General features: G+C 63.0%; 12 protein-coding genes. 6 read left to right on the forward strand and 6 right to left on the reverse strand.

Features of this window, described 5'->3' with window-relative positions:
• Positions 1-57 precede the first annotated feature (57 nt).
• Genes FJ423_RS18910 through FJ423_RS18930 form a run of 5 tightly spaced genes read right to left on the reverse strand, consistent with a single transcriptional unit; the run spans position 58 to position 5,296 of the window.
• The gene (locus tag FJ423_RS18910) at positions 58-882 is read right to left on the reverse strand and encodes a dipeptide ABC transporter ATP-binding protein (RefSeq protein ID WP_140843854.1); all 825 of its coding nucleotides are present in this window, start codon (positions 880-882) and stop codon (positions 58-60) included.
• On the reverse strand, positions 879-1,730 hold the full coding sequence (locus FJ423_RS18915) for an ABC transporter ATP-binding protein (RefSeq protein ID WP_095766041.1): 852 nt from the start codon (positions 1,728-1,730) through the stop codon (positions 879-881). The genes FJ423_RS18910 and FJ423_RS18915 overlap by 4 nt, the downstream gene beginning before the upstream one ends.
• Complete coding sequence (locus FJ423_RS18920) at positions 1,730-2,638, reverse strand: ABC transporter permease subunit (protein ID WP_140843856.1); 909 nt, start codon at positions 2,636-2,638, stop codon at positions 1,730-1,732. The genes FJ423_RS18915 and FJ423_RS18920 overlap by 1 nt, the downstream gene beginning before the upstream one ends.
• A complete protein-coding gene (locus FJ423_RS18925) occupies positions 2,639-3,646 on the reverse strand; it encodes an ABC transporter permease subunit (RefSeq protein ID WP_140629740.1) in 1,008 nt (335 codons plus the stop codon).
• Positions 3,647-3,697: 51 nt separating this feature from the next.
• A complete protein-coding gene (locus FJ423_RS18930) occupies positions 3,698-5,296 on the reverse strand; it encodes an ABC transporter substrate-binding protein (RefSeq protein ID WP_140843858.1) in 1,599 nt (532 codons plus the stop codon).
• Positions 5,297-5,753: 457 nt separating this feature from the next.
• On the opposite strand from FJ423_RS18930, the gene FJ423_RS18935 reads away from it, so the two are divergent.
• The 6 genes from FJ423_RS18935 (at position 5,754) to FJ423_RS18960 (ending at position 11,270) form a co-directional block, all read left to right on the forward strand.
• The gene (locus FJ423_RS18935) at positions 5,754-7,703 is read left to right on the forward strand and encodes a long-chain fatty acid--CoA ligase (protein ID WP_140843864.1); all 1,950 of its coding nucleotides are present in this window, start codon (positions 5,754-5,756) and stop codon (positions 7,701-7,703) included.
• The gene (locus FJ423_RS18940) at positions 7,700-8,401 is read left to right on the forward strand and encodes a 50S ribosomal protein L11 methyltransferase (protein ID WP_246680197.1); all 702 of its coding nucleotides are present in this window, start codon (positions 7,700-7,702) and stop codon (positions 8,399-8,401) included. The genes FJ423_RS18935 and FJ423_RS18940 overlap by 4 nt, the downstream gene beginning before the upstream one ends.
• A 152-nt stretch (positions 8,402-8,553) precedes the next feature.
• Complete coding sequence (locus tag FJ423_RS18945; RefSeq protein ID WP_140843866.1) at positions 8,554-9,432, forward strand: alpha/beta hydrolase; 879 nt, start codon at positions 8,554-8,556, stop codon at positions 9,430-9,432.
• 40 nt (positions 9,433-9,472) lie between these two features.
• The gene (locus FJ423_RS18950) at positions 9,473-9,799 is read left to right on the forward strand and encodes a hypothetical protein (protein ID WP_140843868.1); all 327 of its coding nucleotides are present in this window, start codon (positions 9,473-9,475) and stop codon (positions 9,797-9,799) included.
• Between the two features lie 7 nt (positions 9,800-9,806).
• Positions 9,807-10,703 (forward strand): EamA family transporter, encoded by an 897-nt coding sequence (locus FJ423_RS18955; RefSeq protein ID WP_140843870.1) that lies wholly within the window; start codon positions 9,807-9,809, stop codon positions 10,701-10,703.
• A gap of 12 nt (positions 10,704-10,715) precedes the next feature.
• On the forward strand, positions 10,716-11,270 hold the full coding sequence (locus FJ423_RS18960) for an ABATE domain-containing protein (RefSeq protein WP_140843872.1): 555 nt from the start codon (positions 10,716-10,718) through the stop codon (positions 11,268-11,270).
• Between the two features lie 26 nt (positions 11,271-11,296).
• Here FJ423_RS18960 and FJ423_RS18965 read toward each other — a convergent pair whose 3' ends face one another.
• Positions 11,297-12,022 carry an HAD family hydrolase gene (locus FJ423_RS18965; protein WP_095766047.1) on the reverse strand — a complete coding sequence of 242 codons (726 nt, stop codon included), beginning with the start codon at positions 12,020-12,022 and terminating at the stop codon, positions 11,297-11,299.
• Between the last annotated feature and the right edge of the window lies 1 nt (position 12,023).

The following is a 12,023-nucleotide window of genomic DNA, read 5'->3' on the forward strand; positions in this document are numbered from 1 at the left end:
TCTAGGGTCTTCGCGCCGCTTCGCGGCGCTCCGCCCTAGAATGACGAAGCAGGAGGCCTACGCCGCCTTCTTCGCCAGCCGCGCCTTGATGCTGGCGATGTCGGCGCGCGGCGTCGCGGCGAAGAGCGTCTTGGTATAGGCGTGCTTGGGGTTGGAGAAGACCTCGTCGCGCGGGCCGTATTCTACGGCTTCGCCGAAATACATGACCATCACGTCGTCGGCGATATAGCGGACCACCGAGAGGTCGTGGCTGATGAAGACATAGGTCAGCTGGAACTCGTCCTGCAGGTCGGCAAGCAGGTTCAGCACCTGCGCCTGCACGGAGAGGTCGAGCGCCGAGACCGGCTCGTCCAGAACCAGCAGGCTCGGGTTCAGCATCAGCGCCCGGGCAATGGCGATGCGCTGGCGCTGGCCGCCCGAGAACATATGCGGGTAGCGGTTGTAGTGCTCGGGTCCGAGACCGACCTTCTTCAGCATTTTCATCGACAGGTCGCGCCGCTCTTCGGCCGGCTTGTCGGTGTTGATGAGCAACGGCTCGCCCAGCACATCGCCGATCTTCTGGCGGGGATTGAGCGAGCCATAAGGATTCTGGAACACGATCTGCACCTTGCGGCGCATTTCCTTAGTGAGCCCGTCCCTGGCGATATCGACCTTGTTGCCGTCGATGAAGAGCTCGCCTGAGGTGGCCGGATCGATCAGCGTGATGATGCGGGCGAGCGTGGACTTGCCGCAGCCGCTCTCGCCGACGACGGCAAGCGTCTTGCCCTTCTCGACGCTGAAGGACACGCCCTTCACCGCATGGACGGTGCGCGCGCCGCGGAACAGGCCGCCGCCGACATGGTAGTCGCGCTTGATGTCCTTGCCTTCGACGACCTTGGTCATGCGCCGGCTCCTGAAGGTGCGGGCTCGAACAGCATGTCGGAGACGGTCGGCAGCCGGTCGCCGACGGCGTTCTCCGGCAGCGCCGAGAGCAGCGCGCGCGTATAGTTGCTCTTCGGCGATTCGAAGAGCGACAGCACGTCGGCCTCCTCCATCTTGCGGCCCTTGTACTGGACGATAACGCGGTCGGCGGTTTCGGCGACCACGCCCATATTGTGGGTGATCATGATCAGGCCCATGCCGTATTTGGCCTGCAGCGAGACCAGCAGGTCGAGGATCTGCTTCTGGATGGTGACGTCGAGCGCGGTGGTCGGCTCGTCGGCGATCAACAGCTTCGGATTGCAGGCGATCGCCATGGCGATCATGACGCGCTGGCACTGGCCGCCCGACATCTGGTGCGGGAAGGAATTCAGCCGCTCCTCCGGTTCCGGAATGCCGACCTGCTTGAAAAGCTCGATGGCGCGCGCCCGCCGCTCGGCCTTGTCCATGCCCATATGGAAACGCAGCACTTCCTCGATCTGGAAGCCGACGGTGAAGCAGGGATTGAGGCTGGCGACCGGCTCCTGAAAAATCATGGCAATGTCCTTGCCGATGATCTTGCGGCGGTCGGCCGGGTCGATTTTCAACAGATCGCGGCCGTTGAAGGCCATGCGGTCGGCGGTGACGGTCGCCGTCCATGGCAGCAGGCCCATCACCGCCAGCATCGACACCGACTTGCCGGAGCCGGATTCGCCGACGATGGCGAGCACCTCGCGCTCGTCGACATGGAGCGAGACGCCGTCGACGGCGCGGAACGGACCGGACGCGGTCTGGAATTCGACGACGAGGTTCTGGATGTCGAGCAGCGCCATCACGACCTCCTGAGCTTGGGATCGAGGGCATCGCGCAGGCCGTCGCCGACAAGATTGATGGCAAGCACGGTGATGAGGATGGCGAGACCCGGGAAGGTCACCACCCACCAGGCGCGCAGGATGAATTCGCGCGCCGTGGCCAGCATGGTACCCCACTCCGGCGTCGGCGGCTGGGCGCCGAGGCCAAGGAAGCCGAGCGCCGCGGCTTCCAGGATAGCATTGGAGAAGGACAGCGTGCCCTGGACAATCAAAGGCGCAAGGCAGTTGGGCAGGATGGTGGCGAGCATCAGCCTGAGATGACCGGCGCCGGCGACCTTCGCCGCCACGACATATTCGCGGCTCTTCTCGGCCATCACGGCGGCACGCACCAGGCGGGCGAAATGCGGCTGCAGGACCAATGCGATCGCCAGCATGGCGTTGAACAGGCCCGGGCCGAGGATGGTGACAAGCACCAGCGCCAGGAGCAGTGACGGAAAGGCCAGGATCAGGTCCATGACGCGCATGATCGCAACGTCGACCCAGCCGCGGAAATAGCCGGCCAGCAGGCCGAGCGTGATGCCGCCGGTGAGCGCCAGCGTGACCACCACCGCGCCGATCAGCAGCGAGAAGCGCGCGCCGTAGAGCAGGCGCGAGAGGATGTCGCGGCCGACCGGATCGGTGCCGAGCAGATATTGCGTGCTGCCACCGGCCTGCCAGGCCGGTGGCCTGAGAAATGCGGTCTTATCCTGGACGTCGGGTGCATAAGGCGCAAGCAGCGGCGCGAAAAGCGCGGCGAGCACCAAAAGGATGAACACGAACAGGCCGATCACGGCGCCGCGGTTCACCGAGAAATAGTGCCAGAAGGTCTTGAGGCCGGTGAGACGATCCGGGCTGCCGGCGGCCATCGGGGCGATTTCGGTCTGGGTCATTTATGCCGCCCTGATGCGTGGGTTGATGACGGCATAAAGCACATCGACGATGAGGTTCACCGCCATGACGATGAGCGCGATCAAAAGCAGACCCGACTGCACGACGACATAGTCGCGCTTGAAGATGGAATCGACCATCCACTTGCCGATGCCTGGCCAGGCGAAGATGGTCTCGGTGAGGATGGCGCCCGCAAGCAGCGTGCCGACCTGCAGGCCGATGGTGGTGACGACCGGGATAAGCGCGTTGCGAAGCGCATGCACGCCGATGACGCGCGCTGCCGAAAGGCCCTTGGCGCGCGCGGTGCGGACATAGTCCTCGCCCAGCACCTCGAGCATGGCCGAGCGCGTCTGGCGCGCGATCACTGCCAGCGGAATGGTGCCGAGCACGATCGCCGGCAGGACGAGATGGCTAAGCGCGGAGCGGAATGCATCCCACTTGCCATAGAGGAGGCTGTCGACGGTCATGAAGCCGGTGATCGGCTTGAAGAAGAACTGCAGGCCGATGCGGCCCGAGACCGGCGTCCAGCCGAGATAGCCCGAGAAGAAGATGATGAGCAGCAGGCCCCACCAGAAGATCGGCATCGAATAGCCGACAAGGGCCGTGCCCATCAGCGACTGGTCGAACCATGAGCCGCGCTTGACGGCGGCAAAAATGCCGGCGGGAATGCCGATCACCATGGCGAAGATCATGGCGAAGAAGGACAATTCCAGCGTCGCCGGGAAGAGCGTCTTGAATTCCTCGAGGACCGGCCGCTTGGACGAGATGGAAACGCCGAAATCGCCGGTGGCGACCTCACCGACATAGCGCGCATACTGCTCCCAGATCGGCAGATTGTAGCCGAACTGTTGCTTGAGCTCTTCGTAGCGGGCGGGGGCGACGCCATGCTCGCCGGCCATGGCGAGGATCGGATCGCCCGGCAGCAGCCGGACAAAGGCGAAGGCACAGATGGTGATGCCGACCAGGGTCGGAATCAGGAGGGCGATTTTGTTGAGAAGATATCGGAGCATCATCAAATGGAACGGGGCGGCGCTGGAAGTTGCGCCGCCCCGTTCGCAATATTACTCGGACTTGTCAACGCCGTCGAAACGGTGAATGCCGAGCGGGTCCATCTTGAAGCCGGTGACATTATTGCGAACGACCGCGTAAACCTGGCTGTGAGCGAGCAGGAAAGCAGGCGCTTGCTTGGCGAAGATCACCTGCGCCTGCTCATAGAGCTTGGTGCGCTCGGCCTGGTCGCTGGTCTTTTTGGCCTTCTGGATCAGGTCCTCGAAATCCTTGTCGCACCAGCTGGAGTAGTTCGAGACGCCGATGGCGGAGCAGGCGAAGAGAGTGGCGAAGAAATTGTCCGGATCGCCATTGTCGCCGGTCCAGCCGATCTGGAAGGCGCCGGGACGGTCCTTCTTCTTGCCTTCCTCGCGATACTTCGTCCACTCGTAGTTGACGATGTTCGCCTTGACGCCGACCTTGGCCCAGTCGGCCTGGATCAGCTCAGCCGCGCGCTGGAAGTTCGGGTTGTAGGGACGAACGCGATCGGCAGCCCAGAGCTGGATTTCCTTCAAGCCGGCATCGGCGAGAACCTTCTTGGCCGCTTCCGGATTGTAGGTATCGGTCTTCACGTCCTTGTTCCACGACCACATGGTCGGCGGGATGAGGTTCTCGGCGGGCGTCGCGCCGGCATCCTGGAACAGCGACTTTATCAGGGCCTCCCGGTCGATTGCCTGGTTGAGCGCATGGCGCACTTCCGGCTTGTCGAGCGGCGGGATCGTGGTGTTGTAGCTCATATAGCCGATGTTCAGGCCGGCCTGATCCATCAGCGTCACGTCCTTGTTGGTCTTGATGGTGGCGATGTCGGCCGGGTTCGGATAGGGCGCGACGTCGCATTCGCCGGCGAGCACCTTCTGGATGCGGGCGGTCGCGTCAGGCGTGATGGCGAAGACGAGATCGTCGATTTTTTCCTTGCCCTTGAAGTAGTCGGGATTGGCAGCATAGCGGATGACCGAATCCAGCTGGTAGTCGACGAACTGGAACGGGCCGGTGCCGACCGGCTTGGTCGAGAAGTCGGCCATCTTGCCGTTCTTCTGGAGCTGGTCGGCATATTCCTTCGACACGATCGAGGCGAAATCCATGCCGAGATTGGCCAGCATCGGCGCGTTCGGCTCGGTCAGCGTCAGTTTGACGGTGAGGTCATCGACCTTCTCCCACTTGGCGACGTATTTCGGCATGTCCATGCCGGTGTAATAGTCCCAGGTGAGGTTCGGCAGATACTTGTCGCCGTTCCACGGGTTCTGCTTGTTGAACTGGCGATCGAAGGAGAAGACGACGTCATCGGCGTTGAGGTCGCGCGTCGGCTTGAAATAGTCGGTGGTCTGGAACTTCACGCCCGGATGCAGATGGAAAGTATAGACCAGGCCATCGTCAGAGATTTCCCACTTGTCTGCCAGGCCGGGCTCGATCTCGGTGCCACCATGCTTGAATTCGACCAGGCGGGAATAGACGGTGCGCGAAGACGCGTCGAAGTCGTTGCCGCCGGTCGTCGTACCCGGATCGAAATTGGCCGGCGACGCTTCCGAGCAATAAACGAGCGTCTTAGCACTGGCCATGCCGCTGAGGACGCTTGCAGCCAGCAACGCGGCTGCAAAAGTCATTGTCTTTTTCATTGACCACTCCCTGATGTTCTCTCAAGCCCCTCTATCAGGCTCGCGAAGGGCGCATATAAGCACCGTTTCTTCGCCTTTGGAACACCTCGTTTGCGTACCCCATGGGAAGCAGGAAAAGAATCTAGCGTTTGCTCAAACCGCAGAAAAAATGAGTAGTTTTTTCTGCTCACAACATTATTAACGACGGCATTTTTTTATTGATCGCCCGCCTGTTAAAACGAGCCGACAGGCCCCGACTGCCGGAGATCTGCCCGCCGCCGGACATGCTGCGGAAGTGTCCGGATCATCAGATTTCGACGGCAAATCTTTCCCCACCCTGCCGCTAGGGCAAGGCTTGCACCGTCGCCGATAGAGGCAATACATAGACTATGGGCGGGATTTCCCGAAAATCCGCGACGGCGTGGAGGACGCTTCCCTGGAAGCGGGCGCCGAGATCGAAGGCGACAGGGAGAGACAGGTGGCAAAAGCAGCCAAGACGACAGCCCCGGTGAACGCAAAGGCCAAGGGCGCCGCCGCAAGCGATGCGCCCAAGACTGCCAAGGCCGCAGCCGCACCGAAGGCGAAGACGACCGCAAAGTCAGCCCTAAAGCCGGCCGCTGCCAAGCCCGCGGCGGCAAAAGCCGGAAAAGCGGCCGCGAAGTCGCCCGCCGCGAAGACGGCGCCAGCGACGGACAACGCGAAGCCTGCCTCGAAGAGCCTGCCGAAGGCGATCACCGAGCTCACCGTCGGCCTGCCGGAAAAGCCGTGGCTGAAAAGCTATCCCAAGAACATGCCGGCCGAGATCGGCGCCCTGCCCTACAAGTCCATCGGCGAGTTCCTCGTCGGCGCCTGCAAGCAATTCGCCGGGCGGCCGGCTTTCGTATGCATGGGCAAGTCGATCACCTATGCCGAGGTCGAACGGCTGTCGGCCGCGTTCGGCGCCTATCTGCAGGCGAGAGGCCTGGAGAAGGGCGCGCGCGTGGCGCTGATGATGCCGAACGTGCTGCAATATCCGGTGGCGATGATGGGCATACTGCGCGCCGGCTACACCGTAGTGAACGTCAACCCGCTCTACACGCCGCGCGAGCTGGAACACCAGCTGAAGGATTCCGGCGCGCAGGCGATCGTTATCCTCGAGAACTTCGCCAGCACGCTACAGGCGGTGATCGCCAGGACGCCGGTCAAGCATGTCATCGTCGCCGCCATGGGCGACATGCTGGGCGGCCTCAAGGGCGCCATCGTCAACCTCGTGGTGCGACGCGTTAAGAAGATGGTTCCGGCATGGTCGCTGCCTGGCCATGTCAAATTCAACGCCGTGCTCAAGACCGGCGCGAGCATCGCCTTCAAGCCGCCGACGGTCTCCGGCGACGACATCGCCTTCCTGCAATATACGGGCGGCACTACCGGCGTCTCGAAGGGTGCGGTGCTGCTGCATCGCAACGTGCTTTCGAACGTCGCGCAGAATTCGCTGTGGGTGGAGGACGCCTATACGGTCAAGCCGAAGCCGGCGCATCTCAACTTCATCTGCGCGCTGCCGCTCTATCACATTTTCGCGCTGACGGTGAACGCGCTGATGGGCATGCAGCAGGGCGCGCAGAACGTGCTGATCCCCAACCCGCGCGACATCCGGGGCTTCGTCAAGGAACTGGCGAAATACCCGATGCACATCTTCCCCGGCCTCAACACGCTGTTCAACGCGCTGCTCAACAATGAGGAGTTCCGCAAGCTGGACTTCAAGCCGCTGATCCTGACGCTGGGCGGCGGCATGGCGGTGCAGAAGGGCGTGGCGGAGCGCTGGAAGGCGCTGACCGGCTGTCCGGTGAGCGAAGGCTATGGGCTCTCTGAAACCTCGCCGGTGGCGACCGCCAACAAGTTCAGCTCGGCCGATTTCACCGGCACGATCGGCCTGCCGCTGCCTTCGACCGAGATCGCCATTCGGGACGACGACGGCAACAACGTGCCGCTCGGCGAAGTGGGCGAGATCTGCATCCGCGGCCCGCAGGTTATGGCCGGCTACTGGAACCGGCCCGACGAGACCGCCAAGGCAATGACCAAGGACGGCTTCTTCAAATCCGGCGACATGGGCTTCATGGACGAGCGCGGCTACACCAAGATCGTCGACCGCAAGAAGGACATGATCCTGGTCTCCGGCTTCAACGTTTATCCCAACGAACTGGAAGAGGTGGTGGCGCATCACCCCGGCGTGCTCGAAGTGGCGGCCATCGGCGTGCCGGACGAGCATTCCGGCGAGGTGCCTAAATTGTTCGTGGTGAAGAAGGATCCGGCGCTCACCGTCGAGACGTTGATGGCCTATTGCCGCGAGAACCTGACCGGCTACAAGCGGCCGAGATTCATCGAATTCCGCACCGAGTTGCCGAAGACACCGGTCGGCAAGATCCTGCGGCGGGCGCTGCGGGACCAGGTTTGAGCGATTGTTCCGCCGGCAAGGCACGGGAGCGAGACAAGCGGCTCGATCCGGCGGAATTCATCAAGGCGAACATGCGGCTGGCGCCGGTGCCGTCAGTGCCGGAGGTGCTACTCTATCAGGCGCATCCCGGCAGCGGACTGCGGCGGCTGCTCGAACCGGAAGACGAGAGCGACGAGATCGCGGCCGAGCCACAGCCGCCTTACTGGGCCTATGCCTGGGCCGGCGGCACCGTGCTGGCGCGCTATATCCTCGACCGTCCGTCAATCGTAGCCGGCAAACGCGTGCTCGACCTCGGCGCCGGCTCGGGGTTGGTCGGAATTGCCGCGGCAAAAGCCGGAGCGCGCGCGGTGATCGCGGCGGAGATCGACCGCAACGGCATCGTGGCGCTCCGCCTCAATGCGCAAGCCAACGGCGTCGCCATCGAGATACACGACAAGGACCTCACCGACGGCCCCCCGCCGGTGGTCGACCTGGTGCTCGCCGGCGACGTCTTCTACGCGCAGGATGTCGGGCAGCGGATGATGCCGTTCCTCGACCGCTGCCTCGCCGCCGGCATCGATGTGCTGGTCGGCGATCCCGGCCGCGCCTGGCTGCCCAGGCCACGGCTTTGCCTGCTCGGCGAATATCACGTGCCGGATGTCGGCGGAAACGGCGGCAGCGAACCCAGGCCCAGCGCGGTGTTCGCCTTTGTCCGATAAAGGGCGACTAAGGAGTCCAGCAATCGCCCCTCGCCTCACCTCGGGCGCCACCGGTCACACAGCACTTTCTTATTGATGGTTCCGAGAGCAAAGCTCGGAACAGGGACCAGCTAAACCCGTTTTACCAGTTCTAACGAAGAGACGGAGCAGTCATGGAAATCCACGACGCAAATCACCGTCGATCAAAGATCGGCGGCCACACGATATTTCTGCGGGAAGCAGGGCCGCCCGATGCTCCCGTTCTTCTTTTGCCGCATGGCTACCCGTGCTCGTCTTACCAGTTCAGACGCCTGATGCCGGGCTTGGCCGACCGCTGGCGAACAGTAGCATTCGACTGGCCTGGATTCGGCTACAGCGACACACCGGACCCCGCCGAGTTCGACTATGATTTCAACGCCTATGCCGGCGTTCTCGCTGACGTTGCCGATGCGCTGCATTTGGAGCGTTATGCGCTCTGGCTCCACGATTACGGTTCTCAGATCGGCCTCCGTCACGCGATAGCGCATCCTGACAGGATCGCGGCGCTGGTCATCCAGAACGGCGACATCTACGAGGATGTGCTCGGGCCGAAATACGACACGATCAAAGCCTGGTGGGCAGACAAATCGGTCGAGAGGCACCGTCCGCTTGAGGAGGCGGTCAGCGAGGAGGGATTCCGCAAGGAGTTCATTGGCGAGGTCTCCGAAGACGTCGCCAGCCGCGTCCCTCCCGATCTGTGGAAGCTGCATTGGCCGCTCATGAACACACCGATCCGGAAGGCGGTGTCGGTCCGGCTGATGGAAAAGCTCGAGCAGAACATCGAATGGTTCCCGCGATATCAATCCTATCTGCGCGAGCACCGACCGCCGACGCTGATCGTCTGGGGACCGCAGGACGGCTACATGCCCGAGCAGTCGGCGCTCGCCTATCGGCGCGACCTCCCGAATGCGGAACTCCATATCCTCGACGAGGCCGGCCATTGGCTGTTGGAAACACATTTCGAGGAAGCCCTGCGGCTGGTGCGCGACTTCCTCTCGCGAACGTTGCCGTAGGCACGGCTCTCTGCGAAACCCGGAACCCAAGGAGACAAACATGGCGACGAAACCAACCATCGCACGCGTCTGGCGCGGCCGCACCCATCGCGATGTCGCGAACAGCTACGAAAGCTATTTGAAGGCAGAGGGCATTCCTTCGCTTCGGCAGACTGCGCTCGGCGTCCAGCTCTTTCGCGAGGACCGGGAAGACGAGACCTGGTTCACGACCATCTCCTACTGGCCCGACATTGAGGCGATGACCGCTTTCACCAAAGGCGATCCGATCAAAGTCCATCATCTGGACCGCGACGCCGAATTTCTGATCGAACTGCCCGAGCGCATCGAAATCCACCGCATCCTCGTTGACGATCAGAATCTGCGCTGACGACGCCATGAGCAACCTCGCCCTGTTCGGCCTCATGGCGCTGATCTGGGGGCTGACCTGGGCGGCAGTCAAGATCGGCCTGGAGGCCGGCGTTCCCCCGATCCTTCTGGCGGGGCTGCGCTATCTGCTGACCGCGGGAATCCTGGCATTTTGGACACAGGGAGCCTTATCGGCCTTCGCGGAAGGCCGGTCGATGCGAGTCATCATATCGGCCCTGCTGACGAATGCCGGAACCTACGGACTGCTGTTCTGGGGCATGCAAACGGTCCCGTCCGGCCTATCCGGCTTGGTCAATCTCGCGCTGGTTCCGGTGCTTCTGTTTGGCTTGGCAGTCCTGCTCAGAGAAGAGCGGCCCACTTGGCGGCACGGCCTGGCGCTGGCGCTCGGCTGCACAGGTCTCCTTGGCCTCTTCTGGACGCGTCTTGTCGAGCAGGAATCCGGAAACGGATTGGGCCTTGCCGCTATCGTGACCGGCACGGCGTGCTACTGCGCGGGGAGCGTCATTGCGCGGCCGCTGATCGGCCCGATCAAGCCCCTGACGCTCACCGCGATCCACGCCGTTCTCGGCGGCGCGGCGCTGATCGTCGTCTCGTTCCTTCTGGGCGAGGTTTCGGCGACGCTGCCAGGAAAAATCGACGTCGCTCCGGCTGCGGCAAGCCTGTTGTTCCTCTCCCTCCTCGGAACCATCGTAGCCTACACGATCTATCTGCGTCTGCTTGAACAATGGGGCACCGCCCGCGCCGGGCTCTATGCCTTCATCTCGCCCATCGTTGCACTGGCCGTAGGCGTTTGGCTGTTCGGCGAAAAGGTCGGAGCGGCCGAGATCGGCGGCGCCGCACTGTTGTTGGTAGCCGCAGGATTGGCGTTGTTTGGGCGCAACCGCGCCAACGCAGCGAGGAAATGAAAGCCGTCACCAATGTCATTTCCCCATCGTATCGCCGGCAACCTGGCCCTTGACCTCGCCAACACCATCAGTCGGCGCGGCACCGACCGGGAAATCGACCATCTCGCGACGGCGGCGGACATCCTGGCGTGGTCAAGGCAAACGGGCCTGATCGACGATGATTTCGCCCTTCCTTCGGCCGACCACAAAGCTTTGGTCAAAGACGTTCTCGCCCTTCGCCGCGCCGTAAGCGACGCCGGCTCGGCAATCGCTCACGGCGACGAACCTCCCGCTGCCGCGCTCGATACCATCCGAAGATACGCGGCCGAAGCGCTCAGAACCGCCGCGCTCGCTGGATCGCCGGTGTCGTTGCATTTCCGAGGCGCCAATCGCATCACCGGGGCAATCGCGTGGTCGGCTCTCGACCTGCTTCGCGGCGACGAACTATCGCGTCTCAAACAATGCCCGCCGCACGACTGCCGCTGGCTTTTCATAGATCGCACGAAGAACGGTTCGCGACGGTGGTGCGAGATGAACAGCTGCGGCAATCGGGCCAAGAAGCAGTCGCATCGGAGAATGGCTGATTGAGGCGTCTTCCTGGGACGGCGCCCGGTCTAACCCGCCGGCACGTTCACCCGCGCAGTCAGAAAATCCGGCAGGTCGGCGACCGAGTCCAGAACGACGTCCGCCATCGGCGCCAGCGAGTCGCGCGTGCCGGTGCCGGAGAGCACGCCCACCGCCAGGCCGCAGCCGCCGGCGCGGGCCATTTCGAGATCGTGTCGGTTGTCGCCGACCATGGCGATCTCGCCGGGCCTCAACCCGGTCAGGTCGCAGAAAGCGACGACCGTGTCGGGCGCCGGCTTGGAGTTAGCAACGGCGTCATAGCCGAAGGCGGCATCGAAGAGCTGCGCGATGCCCAGCGTAGCCAGCGTCTTTTCGGCGCCGCTGGTCGAATCGTTGGTGGCGACGCCCATGCGATAGGATCGTTTGTGCAAGGCCCGCAACGAGTCGACGACGCCCGGCAGTGCGACCGCCATAGCCGAACCTTGCGCCGAGGTGATCTCGTTGAAGCGGGAAACGGCGTGCATCTGATCTTCCTCGGACAGACGCGGGAACCAGAGCTCGACGACGTCCATGTTCGAGCCGGAGGCGAAGATCGAATCCGGCTTGAAGCGCTTTGTGACGAAGTCGAAGCCGGCGGCGGCGAGCAACCGATCGGCTTTCCAGCGATCGCCCTCGGCGGCATCCATCGCCATGAAGTCGGCGACGCCGAGCCAGGTCGCGTTGAAGTCGACAAGCGTGCCGTCCTTGTCGAACAATATTCCCTTGATATCCGCCAAT

The sequence above is a fragment of the Mesorhizobium sp. B2-8-9 genome (genome assembly GCF_006439475.1).
In the GTDB taxonomy this organism is placed as follows: Bacteria; Pseudomonadota; Alphaproteobacteria; order Rhizobiales; family Rhizobiaceae; genus Mesorhizobium.

Bases quoted from the DNA above. Each gene is read 5' to 3' on its own strand.
- FJ423_RS18910 (WP_140843854.1), bottom strand. From the start codon at position 882: ATGACCAAGGTCGTCGAAGGCAAGGACATCAAGCGCGACTACCATGTC.
- FJ423_RS18915 (WP_095766041.1), bottom strand. From the start codon at position 1,730: ATGGCGCTGCTCGACATCCAGAACCTCGTCGTCGAATTCCAGACCGCG.
- FJ423_RS18920 (WP_140843856.1), bottom strand. From the start codon at position 2,638: ATGACCCAGACCGAAATCGCCCCGATGGCCGCCGGCAGCCCGGATCGT.
- FJ423_RS18925 (WP_140629740.1), bottom strand. From the start codon at position 3,646: ATGCTCCGATATCTTCTCAACAAAATCGCCCTCCTGATTCCGACCCTG.
- FJ423_RS18930 (WP_140843858.1), bottom strand. From the start codon at position 5,296: ATGAAAAAGACAATGACTTTTGCAGCCGCGTTGCTGGCTGCAAGCGTC.
- FJ423_RS18945 (WP_140843866.1), top strand. From the start codon at position 8,554: ATGGAAATCCACGACGCAAATCACCGTCGATCAAAGATCGGCGGCCAC.
- FJ423_RS18950 (WP_140843868.1), top strand. From the start codon at position 9,473: ATGGCGACGAAACCAACCATCGCACGCGTCTGGCGCGGCCGCACCCAT.
- FJ423_RS18955 (WP_140843870.1), top strand. From the start codon at position 9,807: ATGAGCAACCTCGCCCTGTTCGGCCTCATGGCGCTGATCTGGGGGCTG.
- FJ423_RS18960 (WP_140843872.1), top strand. From the start codon at position 10,716: ATGTCATTTCCCCATCGTATCGCCGGCAACCTGGCCCTTGACCTCGCC.